Raw genomic sequence first — 19,002 nt, forward strand, 5'->3', positions numbered from 1 at the left:
GGCCTAAACCATAGATTCCAAGCAACCTAATAACAAAAAAGCGCATCGGCCGAAGCCCATGCGCTTTTCTTTTACTGGCGTAAGCTGATTAGCTAGTTAGCTAGCCATTATACGATTGGCTTTTGACCACGCTCGATCAGTTTCAATAAGATGTTGTCTGCAGATTTACCTGCCACTCCAGCCAGCTTATCTGACAATTTTTTCTTCTGAACATAGTGGATTGCCAGTACCGTTTTCTCTTTGCACGCATCCACAACGATGTCATCAGAAGTGCGGATTTCGTCCACCAGCCCTAATGCATGAGCCTGTGTACCAAACCAGTGTTCACCCGTCGCCACTTTCTCAAGATCAAGCTCTGGGCGGTGATCACGGATAAAGTCTTTAAACAGACCGTGTGTTTCTTCAAGCTCCTGCTTAAACTTCTCACGAGCTTTATCGTTGTTCTCACCAAACATGGTCAGCGTGCGCTTGTACTCGCCTGCTGTTAGCTGTTCAAATTCGATGTCATACTTTTTCAGTAGCTTATTGAAGTTTGGTAACTGTGCAATAACACCAATCGAACCAACAATCGCAAACGGTGCAGAAACGATTTTATCGGCGATACACGCCATCATGTAACCGCCACTTGCTGCAACTTTATCAACCGAGATAGTCAGAGGAAGGCCTGCAGCTTTAATACGATCAAGTTGAGAAGAAGCTAGACCATAGCCATGAACCATGCCGCCGCCAGACTCAAGCTTCAGCAGCACTTCATCACCTTCACGAGCCACAGCCAGAACTGCTGTCACCTCTTCACGCAGAGAAGCAACCTCTTTAGCATCGATACTGCCATTGAATTCCAAAACGAAAAGGTGCGGTTCACGCTTGCTGTCTAGCTCGCCCTCTTTCGCCGCTTTCTTCACTTCTTTGCCACGTGATTTTGTTTTCTCTTTTTCCGCTTTCTTCTCTGCTTTGTCACGAGCCTTGATGAAAGCGTCATCATGTAGGTGATGTTCAAGCTGTTCAATGGTCTGCTTGTGATGATCAGATAGGTTAGTGATTTCCAGCTCACCTTTTATTGCGCTTGATTTGCCACCCACCGATTTTGCAATCACTAAAATTGCAACGATGGCGATTACAACAGTCGCAATCTTGGCTAAAAACAAGCCGTAGTCCAACAAAAATTCCAATGTCATATCCCCTAATGTACGAATTAGTGTATTGTAACCATCTTGTCACGATTACCAAGAATTTCTAATCATTCCTGCGGTTATCTGTGTGATTAAACATCAATGGAATGACGAACATAAAAAAGAAGGATAAGCACAGTGGATTACCCAATCTCTACAGATGCCCTCAAAGACAAAGTAATTTTGGTTACAGGCGCTGGAGCCGGTATTGGCCGCCAAGCTGCATTAAGTTTTGCTCAACATGGTGCGACAGTGATTCTGCTCGGCCGTAACGTAAAAAACCTTGAGTTTATTTACGATGAAATTGAAAGCGCAGGCTACCCACAACCTGCGATTATCCCACTCGATCTTAAGGGTGCGACCAAACAGAACTACATCGATATGGCAGAGACCATTGAGTCTCAGTTCGGTCGTTTAGATGGTCTTCTGCACAACGCTGGCGTTCTGGGCACACTAAGCCCATTTGAACAGATTGAAGAAGACTCTTTTGATGATGTTATGCAGATTAACGTGAAATCAGAGTTCCTAATGACTCAAGCTCTGCTGCCTGCACTTAAGAAGTCGGAAGCGGGTCGTATTATCTTCACCTCTTCAACCGTTGGTCACTCTGGCCGTGCTTTCTGGGGTTCTTACGCCATTTCGAAGTTTGCTACCGAAGGCATGATGCAAATCTTAGCGGATGAAGTAGAAGGCACTGCGATGCGCGTGAACGCGATTAACCCGGGTGCGACACAAACGCGTATGCGTGCAAAAGCTTACCCAGGCGAAGACGCCAACAAGCTGAAGACACCACTGGACATTATGCCGCTGTACCTGCACTTGATGAACCCAAGTGTGACTGACGTGCATGGTCAATGCATTGATGCGCAACCAAAGAAATAATCGCGCAGCAACATAAGCAAACCCATTTTTAATCAAGCCGCATTATTTGCGGCTTTTTTTGTTTTAAAAACAACCGATTGAACATGGGGCTCGCTTCTTTCTCTCATTTTTCTTTCCATAATTCCCAGAGTTAAATATACTGTATATATATACAGGTATTTAACTATGCATGAACTGATCAAAAACCTACAAGACCGCCAGCTAATCTGGAAAGGTCTACAGCCCAGCACGCAAGGGCAAACTCTCTCAACTGGCTACCCAGAGCTCGACAATCAGCTCAACGGGGGCTTTCCTACGCATGGCGTAATAGAAGTAGAGTCTCAACCCGGTTTAGGTGAAATTCGTCTGCTGACGCCTTATCTAGCACAACAAAATACTCAACGCCTTGCCGTATTCATTAACCCTCCCGGTAATGTCTGTGGAGAGTTCTTTGATGCTCAAGGGCTTCCCTTAAATAACATACTCGTCATCACCCCAAACAGCGATATTGAAGCCTTGTGGGCGGCTGAGCAGTGCCTAAAAAGTGGAGCCTGCCACTCAGTACTCTTATGGGGTACAGAGCTAGAGATTCATCAAACCAAGCGTTTACAAGCAGCGAGTGAAACGGGTCGTTGTCTGCAGTTTCATTTCAAAGACAGCAATCACAACCAGCTTTCCCTACCCGTGTCATTAAGCATGAAATTGTCATCGCATCACCTTGGTTTAAAAGTCGAAGTCATCAAGCGCAAAGGAAGTTGGTCGTATGGGAGTATAATCATCAACATGCAACAGCATTGGCCACTACTGACAGAGCAAACACCGGCCGAGCTGCACGATCACTCGACTGTCATCCCTTTCCCTATCGCAAAGCAAGGGTGAAGCATGTTGTGGCTCTATCTTCATTTCCCGTCGCTGCAATTAGACAGTCTATTCAGTGGCGATAACCAAAACGAGCACCCGCTGATCATTGTCGATGAAAAGACACATAAGGTCATGCAGGCCAATTCTTTGGCAATCGCCTCTGGAATCGCTCTTGGTATGGGACTGGGCTCTGCGGCAGCGCTCAACCACCAGCTTCAGGTATTGCCGTATCGTGCCGATCTTGAGTCAAACCGCCTCAAAGAGATCGCACATTGGGCCTATTTGGTCACCTCCGATATGGCGCTGCTACCACCAAACGGCTTGTTGATTAAAACATCCAATATGTTGTCGCTCTATGACGGATTAGATAACTACTGGGGAACCTTGCAGCAGCACCTAGCAGCGTTGAACGTTCGCTTTCAGTTCGCCACAGGTTACTCCCCATTGGCTGCGATTTTGTTGGGGAAGCAGTCGCTGAATGTCATCACAAACAATACTGAGACAATGAAGAAGCATGTTCAGCAGCAGAGCTTAACTAGCACCGAACTGCCATTGAAGCAAATAGAACGACTACAACGTGTGGGTATGGAGACGGTTGGCGATTTATTGAAATTGCCGATCCAAGACGTTGCGCGCCGCTTTGATATTGATCTCGTCAACTACGTTGGGCGCTTGAATGGGCAGTTTAAACACCCTATTGATTTTTATCATCCGCCTGAAAAGTTCGAGCAGTACCTTGAGCTATTGTTTGATATCGAGAACCTGCAATTTATCGAGAAGCCACTGACCAAACTACTTAAGCAGCTTGAAGCCTTTTTGAAGTTGCGTGACCGTGTCGCGTTTGAAATCAAGCTCACTCTGCATCTACGTGACTGCGATGATCACAGTGTGCCTTTTTTCTCTGCACAAGGAGATTACCTTGCCAGTAAGTGGGCGCAGCTTACTCATCTCAGCTTAGAGTCGGTTACGATTAACGCACCGGTTCAGGGCCTCACTCTGACCTTAATTCGCCACGGAGAGCCTCAAGCCGCGTATCACGACCTGTTTGATGGCAATACTGGAACGTTGGCTTCGTTAGACCTGCTCTCTCTACTGCAAGCTAAACTTGGCCAAGGGGCGATTCACTCTCCCTTAATCCATCAAGACCCGAGGCCAGAAAAAGCCAATCAATACTCGTTGCCAGACCTAACAACTCAGTCACAAAGTCGAGAGTCGCCAGCGATAATTGCCGCACCTTTGCCGTCTCAAAAGCGCTTAAGGCCAAGCATTTTATTGCCGACTCCAGAGCCTTTGAATACACCTATTACCCTGTCTCAAGGACCGGAACGAATTGTTTCTGGCTGGTGGGATGGTGAGAAAGTGATTCGAGATTATTTCATTGCACGCTGTGAAACAGGCCGCTGGCTCTGGGTATTTCGCACCCCCAATAAAGCATGGTTTGTCCATGGGCTTTTCAGCTAGTTATATAAGAAATGGGTGAGCGCACCTAACTACAACTTGTGCCTTCTTCAACCTTATCAGGATCTTAACGCTCTATGACACAGCACTATTCTGAGCTCTTTTGTCAAAGTAACTACTCTTTCTTAGAGGGAGCATCCCATGCCGAAGAGCTGGTTCTGCAGGCCGATTTTCTGCGCTATAACGCCTTAGCCGTAACCGATGAGTGCTCTGTGGCTGGAATCGTCAAAGTGCACGCCGCTATCAAGCAGCACCAACTCTCGCTCAAGCAGATTGTTGGTAGTATGTTTTGGCTTAATGAGGAGTGTCAGTTACTGCTTTTATGCCCAAACCGACAAGCCTATGCGGAGCTATGCCGTATTATCACCAATGCACGTCGACGCAGCAGTAAAGGGGCATACCAACTGTCAGAGTGGGATATCATGTCGGCAAAACACTGCTTAGTTATTTGGCTTCCTCAGCAACACGATCAAGACAACCATTGGGGAAACTGGCTCAATCAGCATCATCAAGGGCGATTGTGGATCGGGGTACAGCGCCATTTAAAACAGAGCGATCATGACTATGTCGCACACTGTGCTTCACTCTCTCAAAACTTGCAGCTTCCGGTTACCGCGTGCGGCGGTGTATTGATGCACAGTGCCAATCGCCTGCCACTCCAGCACTCGCTTACCGCGATAAAACATCAATGTTCGGTTCCTGAAGTAGGCAGTCACTTACTGGCTAACGCCGAAAGGTGCTTGCGAAGCATTAACAAGCTCAGTCACGTATTCCAAAAGTCATGGTTGGATGAAAGCAACCACATCGCCAGCTTGTGCCAATTTGATTTGGATAGCCTGCGTTATGAGTATCCAAGTGAATTGATACCAGCAGGACAAACGCCAATTCAACACCTCAGACACTTGGTTGAACAGGGCAAGAAAATTCGCTTCCCTGACGGGGTATCCGACGATATAGAACAAACCATAGAGAAAGAGCTCCACTTAATTGAAGAGCTGGATTACCCGTTCTTTTTCCTAACCATTCACGACATTGTGATGTTCGCTAAGCAGCAAGGGATCTTGTACCAAGGAAGAGGCTCAGCCGCTAACTCTGTGGTCTGTTATTGTCTTGAGATCACCTCTGTCGACCCTCGTCAAATATCCGTATTATTTGAACGCTTTATCAGTAAAGAGCGTAATGAGCCGCCTGATATTGATGTCGACTTCGAGCATGAACGTCGTGAAGAGGTCATTCAGTACATCTATCGAAAATATGGTCGCGAACGGGCTGCATTAGCCGCGACGGTGATCTCTTATCGCTTTAAAAGCGCAGTGCGAGATGTCGGTAAGGCATTAGGGCTACAAGAGACCCAGCTCGACTATTTCATTAAGAACACCAACCGCCGGGATAAGCAACAGGGCTGGCAAGCGCAGCTCACGTTACTTGGGTTGCAGCCAGACTCACTCAAAGGAAAACAGTTTATCCATTTGGTCGATGAGATCATCGGCTTTCCGCGCCACTTATCTCAGCATGTGGGAGGCTTTGTGATCTCTTCTGGTCCACTGTATGAGTTGGTACCGGTTGAGAACGCTGCAATGCAAGAACGTACTATCATTCAATGGGATAAGGATGATTTAGAGGCACTTGGGCTGCTCAAAGTCGATGTGTTGGCTCTGGGTATGCTGTCGGCGATTCGTAAATGCTTCACCATGATCCAGCAACATTATGGACACTCCCTATCAATTGCAGAGATCACTCGCTTGCAAGACGATCCCAATGTATACGGAATGATTCAAAGAGCCGATACGGTAGGCATTTTCCAAATAGAATCCCGAGCTCAGATGAGCATGTTGCCACGCCTAAAACCGAGGAGCTATTACGATCTGGTGATTCAGATTGCGATTGTTCGACCGGGCCCAATACAGGGTGATATGGTGCACCCCTTTCTGAAACGAAGAAATGGACAAGAGCCTATTAATTACCCCTCTTCTGAGGTCGAATCGGTACTCGCGCGCACCTTAGGCGTGCCAATCTTTCAAGAACAAGTCATTAAGCTGGCCATGGTTGCAGCTGGTTTTACTGGCGGTGAAGCCGACCAGTTACGACGAGCGATGGCGGCGTGGAAGAAGAATGGAAACGTCTTTAAGTTTAAATCTAAGCTCATCGACGGAATGCAGAGTCGCGGTTACGACATCGCCTTTGCCGAGCAGATCTTTAAACAGATCTGTGGCTTTGGTGAATACGGTTTTCCTGAAAGTCATTCCGCCTCTTTTGCGGTACTCGCCTACTGCTCCGCTTGGTTGAAGTGCTATTACCCAGAGTGCTTTTACGCCTCATTATTAAATAGCCAACCTATGGGGTTTTATAGCCCATCACAGCTAGTGCAAGACGCTCAGAGACATCACGTTAAGGTGCTGCCGGTTTGTGTTAACGCATCACAACGCGATCATACTGTCGTCAAAGTAGAGCAAGGGCTCGCGATTCGACTGGGCTTGAGGCAAGTCAAAGGCTTGAGTGAACAAGCAATGGAAAGTTTGGTTGCTAATCGTCCATATCAAGGTTATACCCATCCAAATCAGATCACTCAGCTCTCTATCAACCGCAGAGATGTCGAGCTTTTGGCCTCTGCCAATGCGATGCACAATGTGTCAGGTGACCGCTTCCAGACACGCTGGACTTTGATGGACTCAGCTTCAGAACTGCCACTCTTTCGAGATGTGCATGAACAACCTCAACCGCTGCGACAACCGAACGCAACACAAGATTTGTTGGAGGATTTCACCAGCACTGGGATCTCTTTAAACCAGCACCCGATAACGCTACTTGAGCAAGCGAACAAACTCGGTCGCTTTATCCACATGCAAGATTTAAAGCACCAACGAGACAAGTCACTTGTAACGGTTGTGGGTGTTGTCACTGGTAAGCAGTCCCCGGGAACCGCCGCTGGTGTGACTTTTTTTACCCTAGAAGATAATACCGGCAACATCAATGTTGTGGTTTGGAAGGCTACCGCTCGTTGTCAGCAGCAAGCGTATCTCACCGCTAAAATTTTAAAAGTGAAAGGAATCATCGAAAAAGAAGGCGATGTCGTTCATGTAATTGCGGGGCAACTGATCGACCTGACCGACGAGTTAACGGGGTTAAAAACAAAATCGCGGGAGTTTCACTAGCTAAGAGCATTCACTCGCTAAGAGAAAATGGCTTTGACAAACAAATGCTGTCTCAGAAATAGAAAAGGGAGGCTATCAGCCTCCCTCAAATCTAATACGTTGAATTATGATTCAACTTCAGCTTCCGTACGTCTTTTCTTAAATTCCCTATATAGTAATAAACTCAAAGTCATTACGACTTTTGACGTCAACCATATCATTAAGAGGGATTACCTTAGATTGTTCATGAAAAGTTACGTTAGTCATTTGTACATATTTAACTCTGTTTAAATATGCACCACCAATATAGCAAACGTTTTCCATAAAATCATCTAAAACTAACCGCGCTCTGACAATTATTATAAAATCTGACGCATACGCTCTTGAGTCACTTCCACCAATAAGTCTGGTTGGAATTTAGAAATGAAGCGATTACACCCCACTTTCTCTACCATCGCCTCATTGAAGCTGCCACTTAATGAAGTATTCAGTGTGATAAACAGATCTTGCATTCGAGGGTCGCTACGTACTTCATGAGTCAGTTTATAGCCATCCATCTCTGGCATTTCAGCATCGGTGATCATCAATAGCAGCTCTTCGTTGATATCTTTACCAGCATCACACCAAGACTTGAGTAAGTTCAACGCTTCCAGGCCATCGCAACATTCAATAATGTTCAAGCCAAGCTGAGACAAGGTCCCTTTGATTTGGTTACGTGCCGTTGAAGAGTCGTCAACAATCAAGACGTTACGACCAACTAACTGAACGGCCAACTCGGCATCCAGTACCCCTTCCGAGATCGAGACATCGTAATCAATGATCTCTGCCAACACTTTCTCGACGTCGATGATCTCAACGATCTTCTGTTGGTTATCTTCTTCGATATGGGTGATCGCGGTTAGGTAGTTTGCACGACCTGCCGTTTTTGGTGGCGGTTGGATCTCCGTCCACATGGTATTCACGATATTACGAACCTGCCCGACTAAGAAGCCCTGCACAGTACGGTTATATTCCGTAATGATCAGGTTACTCTCTTGTGACTCTTGGCGAGATGGTGGGAAGCCAATGGCACTACGCAAGTCAATCACAGGCACTGACTCACCACGCAGTGAGGCCACACCTGTAATATTGTGATGCGAACCCGGTAGCTTGGTTAATGCAGGTACTTTAAGCACCTCTTTTACTTTGAAAACATTAATCGCAAACAATTGACGGCTATTTAAACTGAACAGTAACAGCTCTAAACGGTTTTCACCGACTAACTTGGTTCTTTGATCAACCGAGTTCAAAACGCCAGACATACAACACCTTAGTGATAACAATAACTGCAGATACAATAGCCTAAATCAATAGGCTAAAGCAAAACTACATAGGGAGGTTCTTAAACTAGTGGCAACATTGTAAGTAATATGCCATTGAAGTAAATGGTAGGTGTTCAGATATGAGCGGTGACGAAGTCAATTTATAAATTAACCTTCAATCACCTTCATCAATAATTGACCGTCATACAGTGCTTGCTTGATCAGCGCCGCACCCGGCATCGTCGCCTGCTTGTAAAAGCGAGACTCCATCAGTTCTAAGTCTTGGTGGTAGACTTTCAAGCTCTGCTCTTCGATGCATTTTTGAATCGCTGGATAAAGCACGTTTTTCGCTTGGTTAACCACACCACCAATTAAGATTTTTTCAGGGTTGAATAGGTTAATCACAATCGCGATCGCTGAACCTAGGTAGTGCCCAAGCTGCTCAATCACCTCAACGGCCATCGGGTCACCTTCAGCCGCAGCAGCACAGATCTGCTCGATGGTAACGTCTTCGATACCTTCTAGAGAAGAGCTTTCACCATTCGCAATACGCTCTTTCACCTGTTCACGAATCGCTTGCGAGCTGGCTACTGTCTCGAGACAACCTCGGTTACCACAGTGACAAAGCTTGCCCTGTTTATCTATCTGGATATGACCCAGTTCACCGATGTTACCATGACGCCCTTGAAGAACGCGGCCATCTAGGATGATACCCGCCCCTAAACCGTGGTGGATAGAGATCAACACAGAGTTGTCGTTGTCTTGAGAATTACCAAACAGCTTCTCGGCCAGTGCCCAAGCGCGAGTATCGTTAGCAATAAATACTGGCAACCCCGTCTCTTTATAGATCTCAGGGCCTAAGGCAAGGTTCTCAACATTGTAGTGAGGCATCTGCAGCACAATACCTTGCTCCGAGTTCACAAGACCCGGCAAGGTAACAGCAATACTGGTTACCCTATCAAGCTGTTCAGCGTAGGTTTGGAAGAATTCGTCGATTTCATGAAGCAAACGCGCAAGCACATCATCTTGGTCGCGCTCGTGGATATCGATCTTGGTATCGATAAGCACATCACCGCCCAATTCATGGAGTGCAATCGTGAGGTAGCCACGACCTAATCGCATAGAAAGGAACTGCCAGCCTTCGTTATTCGTTTGCAAACCCACAGCCGGACGCCCACGCGTGGTCGCCTCTTGTACCGTCGTTTCATGAATAAGGTGAGCTTCCATGAGTTCACGAGTAATTTTGGTAATACTCGCCGGAGCCAACTCACTTTGTTTGGACAGATCGATACGAGAAATGGGACCTTTAAGGTCTATTAGTTTATATACACGACCAGCATTGACCTGTTTGATATGATCAATATGGCCCGGTTGAGCCATGTACATTTTACGCTCCAGAAATCATCAACCGGGTAATTTTTTTACTTTGCGAAGTAATTGTGAAGTCCCTTGGTATATTGCCGTGACCAGTATCACGTATATACATGAATCTTTGTGTTTCGAGTCAAATACTTTAATAGAAATTCATCCCATCCCGATTGAATTCAGACTTAATTTTCACCAGAAAACATCCACGCTGCGCCCCAACACCAATTATTTTATGTAATTAGAGAAATATCTTGTTGGCTCCCAATAAATTATTGATTACTGCATATACTTAATTCTGTCTTACACAGATTACTTGGTCTCACAGTAGGAGTATTCATGACAGCACAGGTAAGAAAAACAAAAATCGTCACCACACTGGGTCCATCCACAGATAAAGGCAATGTCCTCGAAGAGATCATCAAGGCCGGCGCCAACATTGTTCGCATGAACTTTTCTCATGGTAGCAGCGAAGATCACATTCAAAGAGCTGCAAAAGTTCGTGCTATCGCCAAAAAGCTTGGCACACAAGTCGCTATCCTTGGCGATCTTCAAGGTCCTAAGATTCGAGTTTCTACCTTCAGAGACGGTAAAATCCAACTCTCGGTCGGTGACAAGTTCACACTCGATAGCAGCCTCGGAAAAGGCGAAGGAAACCAAGAGTCCGTCGGCCTCGACTACAAAGAACTTCCGAATGATGTTGATACCGGCGATATCCTTTTATTGGATGATGGCCGAGTTCAGCTTAAAGTGACGGCCGTCGAAGGCTGCCGAGTACATACAGAAGTCATCATTGGCGGTCCGCTTTCTAACAACAAAGGGATCAATAAAAAAGGCGGTGGCCTCTCAGCCGAAGCCCTCACAGAAAAAGATAAGCGCGACATCATTACTGCATCAGAAATTCAAGTCGACTATCTAGCCGTATCTTTCCCTCGCAACGGAGAAGATATGAGTTATGCAAGACAGCTGGCAAGAGACGCAGGTTTAGAAGCGCATTTGGTAGCCAAAGTAGAACGCGCCGAGACCGTTTCTAGTATTGAGAACATGGATGACATTATCATGGCCTCAGATGTGGTCATGGTAGCCCGTGGAGACCTCGGAGTTGAAATAGGCGACCCAGAGTTAGTCGGTGTACAAAAGCAGCTTATACGACGCGCTAGAGCCCTTAACCGTACCATCATCACTGCAACCCAGATGATGGAGTCGATGATCTCCGCACCCATGCCGACCCGTGCCGAGGTAATGGATGTGGCCAATGCCGTACTCGATGGCACCGATGCCGTCATGCTATCCGGTGAAACTGCTGCCGGGATGTATCCTGTAGAAACGGTTAAGTCGATGGCAGAGGTCTGTATTGGTGCTGAGAAGATGGCGGGAGTTAACCAATCTAATTACCGAATTGACCGCACATTTGTCACAGCAGAAGAGACCATCTCGATGGCCACCATCTATTCGGCAAACCATATGGAAGGGATCAAGGGTGTTGTGACCCTAACAGAGTCAGGTCGCACAGCATTGATGATGTCACGCCTAAGCGCCGATATGCCCATCTTCGCTTTATCGCGCAACGAAGGCACATTAAATCGCTGTACCTTATATCGTGGTGTAACCCCTATTTACTTTGAAACAGATAAAGAGGACAGCTTTGATATCGCGCTCTCTACCCTAACCTGCTTAAAAGAGAAAGGGATGCTGAAGTTTGGTGATCTCGTGATCATCACGCAAGGTGATATCATGGATGTCGCTGGTTCAACAAACTGTATGCGTATCTTGCCTGTCACTTAATATTAAAATAACCCGATATCCAAGCAACAGTGCACTAAGCCATGGCTGCGAATAATGAACTCGCAGCCATTTTTAGTTGTGGGAAAAACAAAAATGGATTGATGATTATGCGAATTGGATGACGTGTGATGCTTTAGCGTTCTGTATTGAGCAATACAACTCGACGAATTTGAAACCGGCTTCCATTCCCAGTTGGTAGTCGTGCAGCAGATCTTCTTTTTCGCTCATCAAAGAGTTCGATTTCAGTGGCTCACTCGGCGCAATCTGAACAACAAAGGTGTCATCGGGTGGCGAGTGTAAGAAATCTTCGGTTAATGAGTAGGTTTGATAGTGCACCATCAACATATCCGCCAAACCGGAATCAAACTTATCTCCCACCAAATGACTAAGGCGATAAATATCGTCGGCACCAAACAGCCAGCGACCACCATTGAGCAAGTCTAAATGCCGCCTGTCTCGCTTCTGCTGTTTAGAACGCGTGATTTGCTGCTGGAAAAACGACGTCCAATCTACCTTCCACTGATCTATTTTTTGCTGCCAATGTTCTTGCACACTGCTAAAAGAGTCACGGAACCATTCAAGTTCTTCTGCCGTGATCGGTTTGGGTGGCTTGGGAGTATCTTGGTCGGATTGGCTGTCAGGGTTCGCCTCAGAAGCCGGCTCAGTTCGAATCACAACAATAGAACGAGCTTGCCTTCTCCACGCCTCCTGAACCGGTATAGAGGCCGACACACCGCCATCTACGTAACGCTCACCTGCAATTTCCACCTCACCATTATAAAGACGTGGAATTGCGCAGGTCGCAATCATGATCTTGCGCCAATCTTCGCTAAATAGAGGGAAATAATGATCTTTGAGGTCTTTCGTGTCGGTAACCGCCGCGTAGATATTGCGCCCACCTAAAGCCTGCCGCCCCAAATCGAGATCAAGCTTGTAAGGGTACGCCAAAATCTTTTCAAGCGCCCACTCCATCCCTAGCCCTTTGCGATGACGAATATAAGAAAAGAGATTGAAGAATTCCGGATCCGTTGTGAGATCCATAATGAAAGATTTACCGAGACCTTTGTCTCGACAGGCGAAAGCACACAGATTCAAAGCGCCAGCCGATGTGCCGACAAAGTCATCGAATGGATCGAAATTGGAAAGAAGGAAGGCGTCTAATACACCAGATGTAAAAATACCTCTCTGGCCACCACCTTGGGCAACCAAAGCTGTTTTACCCGCAATAAACTTGTCGTAGTAAGACAAGTCTATTGCGATATCGGTATTAGTGATTACGCCACTGTTCATCGGCATCAAAGCACATCCTGACGAGATGTACTTTGCCTATTGTCGCTGTATTAGTTGGTTATTGCGATGAAACCGAACGTAAGCAGCACAATAAAGATAAAAGCGGTAATTTGTAGAGCGTTTTTCAGATCATGTTCCATAGACACCTCTGGTTATTATAAATTTGTTTAGCCTTATTTAAGTGATATCAGGTGTGTGAAGTATGTTCAAGAATCGTCGAAATTAGTCGCACAATATTGATGTAACCATCACAATTAGTGAGTGTATGGATAAGGATAGGCCCATGAATAACAAAGCAAATACTCTCGCGCTTTTCGCACTCCTGATGTATTCAGGGGCATCTCTGTCTGCGGAGATTCTAATTACGCCAATGATTGGCTTTACCGGCGGCGGAGCGGTCGAAGATGAAGACGACAATACCTATGACATGGAGAATGCAGCCAGCTACTCTCTGGCCGTTGAAACACCGTTAGAAAAAGGTCGTGTTGGCTTCTTTTATTCAAACCAACAGTCTGAGCTAGACTCTTTGAAACTGGACTCATCGATTCAGTATTTGCATTTCCAGAGCAGCATTTACTACCCTGCAACCAATCAATTTTCCGGTTACCTGGGCCTAGGTTTAGGTGCATCCTATGTTGATGTGGATTGGGCCAAGGATAAATACGGATTCTCAGCGTCAATCTTTGGCGGTGTGGAGTACAAACTGTCCGATAGTCTCGCCTTCACCAGTCAACTGCGATGGCTTGGAACTGTGGTAGACAACGATACCAGTGGCGCTTGTACTGTCCCTTCGACAGGTCAAAACTGCGTGATACGATTTGATACGGACTGGATGAACCAATTTCAGGCAAACGTGGGCCTGACCTTTACCTTTTAGCTGCTTAGCCACCTGCCCCACTTAGATACATAAAAAAATAGGCGCGGTTCAACCGCACCTATTTTGCTGTTTTTTGGGGCTAAAACTTATAAGTCACGCCTACCGCACCACCAAGCTGCAATTCAGCACCAGCGTACAAATCCAACTCAGGGTGAACCTGTGCATAAGCATTCCAGCCATCGTAGAAGTTAACTTTCACACCAAGCGGAACACGGACACCAAAGTCATCTTCCCACTCAGCCCAAGCACCAACACCCACATACCAATCTAAGGGCGTTTCTGAATCAAACTTGCCGCGTTTAAGCATGTAATCGAAGGCTGCGCCATCATTACCTACTGTGACGCGATAAGTGCTATCAATTTCAATCACGGCACTCAAATCTTGGTCTAATGCCAAACCCACTTCAAGGTCTGCGTTCTCTGACGCTTGCGATGTAAAGGCAACACTACTTATGAGTAAGCCCAATAACCCATACTGTTTCATAATCAATCCCTATAAATATATATGCGAAGAAGCATAGATACCTATAAAAGATAAATGTCATCTTAGAGTTAGAGAATGGTGGATGTTAAGTCAACTTAGCGAGAGTGGTGAAGAGCATACAAAAACGAAAAAAGGAGGCATAAAGCCTCCTTCTATTCGATTGAATCAGTGATTAGCCGTTGTTACGGATCCACTCATCCATGTCTGTTTTCAGGTTGTCAGACTTAGTACCGAAGATAGCTTGAACGCCACCAGCTACTACTACTACACCAGCAGCACCTAGTTTCTTCAGTTTGTCTTGGTCAACAACTTCAGTATCAGCAACCGCTACACGTAAACGAGTGATACAAGCGTCAAGACCAGTGATGTTAGCTTTGCCACCGAATGCTGAAACAAGCTCACCAGCTAGCTCAGAACCAGTTGCTACAGCTTGATCTTCAGACTCGTCTTCACGACCAGGAGTCTTAAGGTCTAGTGCTTTGATTACTGTGCGGAATACGAAGTAGTAAAGTGCAGCGTAACCTAGGCCACAAACAACCATTAGACCCATCTTAGACGCGTTGCCAGACAGAACTAGGAAGTCGATTAGACCGTGAGAGAAAGATGTACCGTGTACAAAACCTAGAGTGTTCGCTAGAACGTATGCAGAACCAGCTAGTAGAGCGTGGATTGCGTACAGTACAGGAGCAACGAATAGGAATGAGAATTCGATTGGCTCTGTGATACCCGTTAGGAATGAAGTCAGAGCAGCAGATGCCATGATACCCATTACTTTAGCGCGGTTTTCAGGCTTAGCTGAGTGTGCAATTGCGATTGCAGCAGCAGGTAGACCGAACATCTTGAACATGTAACCACCGGCTAGCTGACCGAAGCCATTGCCCGCTGCACGAGATGCTTCATCGGCAACTAGGTAACAAGTAAGAACACCGTTTTGCGTTTCGCCAGCAGCGTTTACACAAGTACCAGCTTCGAAGAAGAACGGTACGTTCCAAACGTGGTGAAGACCGAATGGGATTAGTGAACGCTCGATGATGCCGTAGATACCAAACGCAACTTGTGGGTTTTGGTGTGCAGCCCAATCAGAGAACGCAGCAATTGCGCCGCCAACTGGTGGCCATACGATAGAAAGTACGATTGCAAGACCGATTGCAGAGAAACCAGTGATGATTGGCACAGCACGCTTACCAGCGAAGAAGCCAAGGTACTCTGGAAGTTGGATACGGAAGAAGCGGTTGAATGCCCAAGCAGCAACACCACCGACTAGGATACCACCTAGTACACCAGTATCGATTTTCTCAACGCCCATAACACCAGCCATTACGCCTAGTGTTGCTGTCATGATACCGTAACCAACGATAGCAGCTAGACCCGCTACACCGTCGTTGTTTGTAAAGCCAAGTGCAACACCTACTGCGAATAGTAGAGCCATTTGACCGAATACCGAACCACCAGCTTGTTCCATTAGGTTAGAAACAATCTCTGGAATGAAAGGAAGGTCCGCTGCACCAACACCAAGCAAAATACCCGCAACTGGTAAAACTGATACTGGAAGCATCAGAGACTTACCAACTTTCTGCAGGCTAGCAAAAAGGTTCTTAAACATGTTTATGCTCCTGATAAAGATAAAATAATTATATGGGTTCTAACGGCACACCCCCGTAGCCTAAATGTTAGCACCCAGTGAAAATGTAACCATGTATTGCATTATATTTTCTGCCGCTAAATATATATTGATGGGTGACAAAGTTTCTAGTCACTTACGAAATTTAGTTTCAAAACACGTCTTGGATCACATGTCAAATTTAAAAATGCAATGGTTTACAGCGGTGTAAATTATTGATTTTTATCATTTATTTATTGAAGCCTTATTATTTTACGGGGTAAATAAAATAAAGGGCAATGTTATTTCACGTAACAAATTTACAAATGTTGCATTTCATGCTCTCAAGTTCAACATAATTCGTAAACATTAAAAAAGTTGAGCGTTTTGGTGATCTAATACGCAAAAAAGGGAGCTCACGCTCCCTTTTGTTTATTAACTTTACTTTTTATCGCAAAAAAAGTTTTTGATAATTTTCTGTGGTTTTTTGTGCAATTTCTTTCATTGAGATTCCCTTGAGCTGTGCGATATACGCAGCCACTTCCACTACATATGCAGGCTGATTCTGTTTACCACGATATGGTACAGGTGCCAAGTATGGGGAATCTGTTTCAATCAGTAGCCTATCCAGTGGGATATTTTTAACCACTTCCTTCAACTCAGTTGCTTGCCTAAAGGTTACGATCCCTGAAATAGAGATATAAAACCCAAGTTCCATAGCAGCATCAGCGAAAGCTTGATCTTCTGTAAAACAGTGAATTACACCACCACACTTCTGCGCGCCACCCTCACGTAGAATCGCCAGCGTATCTTCGCGTGCATTGCGTGTGTGGATAATTAACGGTTTATTCAACTCAACAGCCAAGGCTACATGCTGCTTAAAACGCTCTTGTTGTAGTGCTGCCGTTTCAGGTTGGTAATGGTAATCCAACCCCGTTTCACCAATAGCCACAACCTTATCGTCAGCGGCGTAGCGACGCATTCGGTCAAAGTCGAAATCGCTTTCTACATCCAATGGATGCACACCACACGACGCATGCACATTGTCAAAAGGGGCGATCATTTCGATCATGTTTTCAAAGGAATCGAGCGTTACACCCACAGAAAGCAGCTGTTCAACATTGGCTGCTTTCGCTTTATTAACTACATCTTCTACGCTGGTGTGCAAATCTTGATAGTCCAGCTTGTCTAGATGACAATGGGAATCTACAAACATGTTTCCTCACAAGTGGCAATAAGCCAATTCATTATCAGTAACTCTTTGTTGAGCCCTGGGTGTTGCTTTAACTGTTCCAGTAATACTAGAAGTTGATTCGATGATTTGTATGCAGACTGGTACGAGAGTGTCGCAGCCAATGCTTGTGCACTGGGCAACAACGACGGATTCTGAATACCAAAATGTACCTTCTGTACATCGGATAACAAATGCCACAACCAGCTCAGCTGAACCACAGGATCTTTCGCCAATTCAGAGGCCATTTGCATCAGATTGATATCCGTGCGCTGAACGATCTTTGAAAAGCGTTCGAACAGTTGTTTTGAACTGTCTAAACCGCCTTCTTCGACCATAGCTTTAGCGAGCAGAGGCGCATTATCATTCAAGGCCAATGCGTACTGAGGGACGGTTTTACCAAGCTCTTGTTCAAGCCATTCACACCCAAGCTCAATACTCGGAGAGCTCACCGTAAACTGCTGGCAACGGCTCACAATCGTTGGCATCAAGCGGTGGCTATTTTGGCTTACCAACACAAAAACACACTCACTAGAAGGCTCTTCTAACGTCTTAAGTAGAGCATTCGATGCCGATTCGTTCATAGCTTCAGCTGGGCTGATCACGATGACACGTAGGCCATTCAATTGCGATGACTCCTGTGCCCAGCGATTACTCGCTCGGATTTGATCAACAGTGATCGCCTTCCCCTCTTTTTCAGGAGAGATGACGTGAAAGTCAGGGTGACTGCCCGACTTCATCAGTTCACAGCTATGACAAAAACCACACGCTTCGCTTTCATAGTTCATGCACATCAAAGACGCGGTGAGTTGGTCGACAGCCTCATCAATACCTAACCCCTGTGGTGCATTCACAATCGAGGAGTTAGGGAATCGCCCCGCTTCTAAGCTCTTTTTCCACTCATTCCAAAGTGGCAAGAGCCATGGGTATAACTCGGTCATGTTTAACCTACTGCTGCTCTAACCAAGTTGTTAGAGCTTGTTTAATGTCTGCGGCAACCTGCTCGATCTCTTGCTCTGCATTGATCACCAATACAGAGTCATCTTGTGCGGCAATCTCTAAGTAGCGTTCGCGGGTGCGGTCAAAAAATGAGATATCCATCTTTTCGATACGGTCCAGCTCACCGCGTCCACGTGCACGCTCAAGACCAACACGTGGGTCCAGATCTAAATATAGGGTTAAATCCGGCTTAAAATCGCCTAGGGTTGTCTCTTTCAACGATGTCATCGTGTTACGCGCGATCTGACGACCGCCGCCTTGGTAAGCTTGTGAAGACATATCATGACGATCGCCTAATACCCACTTTCCTTCTGCAAGAGCGGGTTTAATGACGTTCTCAACCAACTGAACACGCGCTGCATACATCAGTAGCAGCTCAGTCATATCTTGCAGCTGCTCGCCTTCATGCTCTTCTTTGACCAAAGCACGCATCTTCTCTGCGAGAACCGTGCCGCCAGGCTCACGAGTATTGACGACCTCAGCCACACCCGACGCCTTTAGCGTTGCCAGAATTGCGTTGATCGCGGTACTTTTGCCCGCGCCTTCTAGACCTTCTACGGTAATAAACTTCGACTGATTCATAGCTCTGT

Annotated in this window: 16 protein-coding genes; 6 read left to right on the forward strand and 10 right to left on the reverse strand. The window is 46.1% G+C overall.

The genetic code is table 11. The features are described 5' to 3' along the window. Positions 1-107: 107 nt before the first annotated feature. A complete protein-coding gene (gene sohB, locus KI655_RS04840) occupies positions 108-1,175 on the reverse strand; it encodes a protease SohB (RefSeq protein WP_285402247.1) in 1,068 nt (355 codons plus the stop codon). A gap of 132 nt (positions 1,176-1,307) precedes the next feature. On the opposite strand from sohB, the gene KI655_RS04845 reads away from it, so the two are divergent. The 4 genes from KI655_RS04845 (at position 1,308) to KI655_RS04860 (ending at position 7,501) form a co-directional block, all read left to right on the forward strand. Then, a complete protein-coding gene (locus tag KI655_RS04845; protein ID WP_285402249.1) occupies positions 1,308-2,051 on the forward strand; it encodes a YciK family oxidoreductase in 744 nt (247 codons plus the stop codon). Between the two features lie 165 nt (positions 2,052-2,216). Then, positions 2,217-2,909 (forward strand): translesion DNA synthesis-associated protein ImuA, encoded by a 693-nt coding sequence (gene imuA, locus KI655_RS04850; protein ID WP_285402251.1) that lies wholly within the window; start codon positions 2,217-2,219, stop codon positions 2,907-2,909. A gap of 3 nt (positions 2,910-2,912) precedes the next feature. Then, positions 2,913-4,352, forward strand: coding sequence for a DNA polymerase Y family protein (locus KI655_RS04855; protein ID WP_285402253.1), 1,440 nt, complete (start codon positions 2,913-2,915; stop codon positions 4,350-4,352). A 74-nt stretch (positions 4,353-4,426) separates the two neighbouring features. Continuing rightward, positions 4,427-7,501 (forward strand): error-prone DNA polymerase, encoded by a 3,075-nt coding sequence (locus KI655_RS04860; protein ID WP_285402254.1) that lies wholly within the window; start codon positions 4,427-4,429, stop codon positions 7,499-7,501. A gap of 338 nt (positions 7,502-7,839) precedes the next feature. Here KI655_RS04860 and KI655_RS04865 read toward each other — a convergent pair whose 3' ends face one another. Next, positions 7,840-8,781, reverse strand: coding sequence for a chemotaxis protein CheV (locus KI655_RS04865; protein ID WP_285402255.1), 942 nt, complete (start codon positions 8,779-8,781; stop codon positions 7,840-7,842). 168 nt (positions 8,782-8,949) lie between these two features. After that, positions 8,950-10,167: an ROK family protein gene (locus KI655_RS04870; RefSeq protein WP_285402257.1), complete on the reverse strand. Its 1,218-nt coding sequence runs from the start codon at positions 10,165-10,167 to the stop codon at positions 8,950-8,952. Positions 10,168-10,485: 318 nt separating this feature from the next. Between KI655_RS04870 and pyk the strand changes: the two genes are divergently transcribed. Further along, entirely contained in the window at positions 10,486-11,931 is a 1,446-nt protein-coding gene (gene pyk, locus KI655_RS04875) for a pyruvate kinase (protein WP_285402259.1), read from the forward strand. Positions 11,932-12,036: 105 nt separating this feature from the next. Here pyk and KI655_RS04880 read toward each other — a convergent pair whose 3' ends face one another. Both KI655_RS04880 and KI655_RS24150 read right to left on the reverse strand, forming a co-directional pair. Further along, positions 12,037-13,221, reverse strand: a complete 1,185-nt coding sequence (locus KI655_RS04880) for a patatin family protein (RefSeq protein WP_285402476.1) — start codon at positions 13,219-13,221, stop codon at positions 12,037-12,039. 50 nt (positions 13,222-13,271) lie between these two features. After that, positions 13,272-13,361, reverse strand: a complete 90-nt coding sequence (locus KI655_RS24150) for a YnhF family membrane protein (protein WP_150868968.1) — start codon at positions 13,359-13,361, stop codon at positions 13,272-13,274. Positions 13,362-13,504: 143 nt separating this feature from the next. Here KI655_RS24150 and KI655_RS04885 point away from each other — a divergent pair, with 143 nt between their 5' ends. Next, positions 13,505-14,098, forward strand: coding sequence for an outer membrane protein (locus tag KI655_RS04885; protein ID WP_285402261.1), 594 nt, complete (start codon positions 13,505-13,507; stop codon positions 14,096-14,098). Positions 14,099-14,177: 79 nt separating this feature from the next. On the opposite strand, the gene KI655_RS04890 is transcribed toward KI655_RS04885, so the two are convergent. From KI655_RS04890 to tmk, 5 genes are all read right to left on the reverse strand, one after another. Then, on the reverse strand, positions 14,178-14,582 hold the full coding sequence (locus KI655_RS04890) for a hypothetical protein (RefSeq protein WP_285402263.1): 405 nt from the start codon (positions 14,580-14,582) through the stop codon (positions 14,178-14,180). Between the two features lie 172 nt (positions 14,583-14,754). Further along, a complete protein-coding gene (gene ptsG / locus KI655_RS04895) occupies positions 14,755-16,185 on the reverse strand; it encodes a PTS glucose transporter subunit IIBC (RefSeq protein WP_285402265.1) in 1,431 nt (476 codons plus the stop codon). A gap of 445 nt (positions 16,186-16,630) precedes the next feature. Continuing rightward, the gene (locus KI655_RS04900; protein ID WP_285402267.1) at positions 16,631-17,398 is read right to left on the reverse strand and encodes a TatD family hydrolase; all 768 of its coding nucleotides are present in this window, start codon (positions 17,396-17,398) and stop codon (positions 16,631-16,633) included. Beyond that, complete coding sequence (locus KI655_RS04905; protein WP_285402268.1) at positions 17,389-18,354, reverse strand: DNA polymerase III subunit delta'; 966 nt, start codon at positions 18,352-18,354, stop codon at positions 17,389-17,391. The genes KI655_RS04900 and KI655_RS04905 overlap by 10 nt, the downstream gene beginning before the upstream one ends. Before the next feature lie 7 nt (positions 18,355-18,361). Further along, positions 18,362-18,994: a dTMP kinase gene (tmk, locus tag KI655_RS04910; protein ID WP_285402270.1), complete on the reverse strand. Its 633-nt coding sequence runs from the start codon at positions 18,992-18,994 to the stop codon at positions 18,362-18,364. Between the last annotated feature and the right edge of the window lie 8 nt (positions 18,995-19,002).

It is taken from the genome of Vibrio sp. D404a (assembly GCF_030248535.1).
In the GTDB taxonomy this organism is placed as follows: domain Bacteria; phylum Pseudomonadota; class Gammaproteobacteria; order Enterobacterales; family Vibrionaceae; genus Vibrio.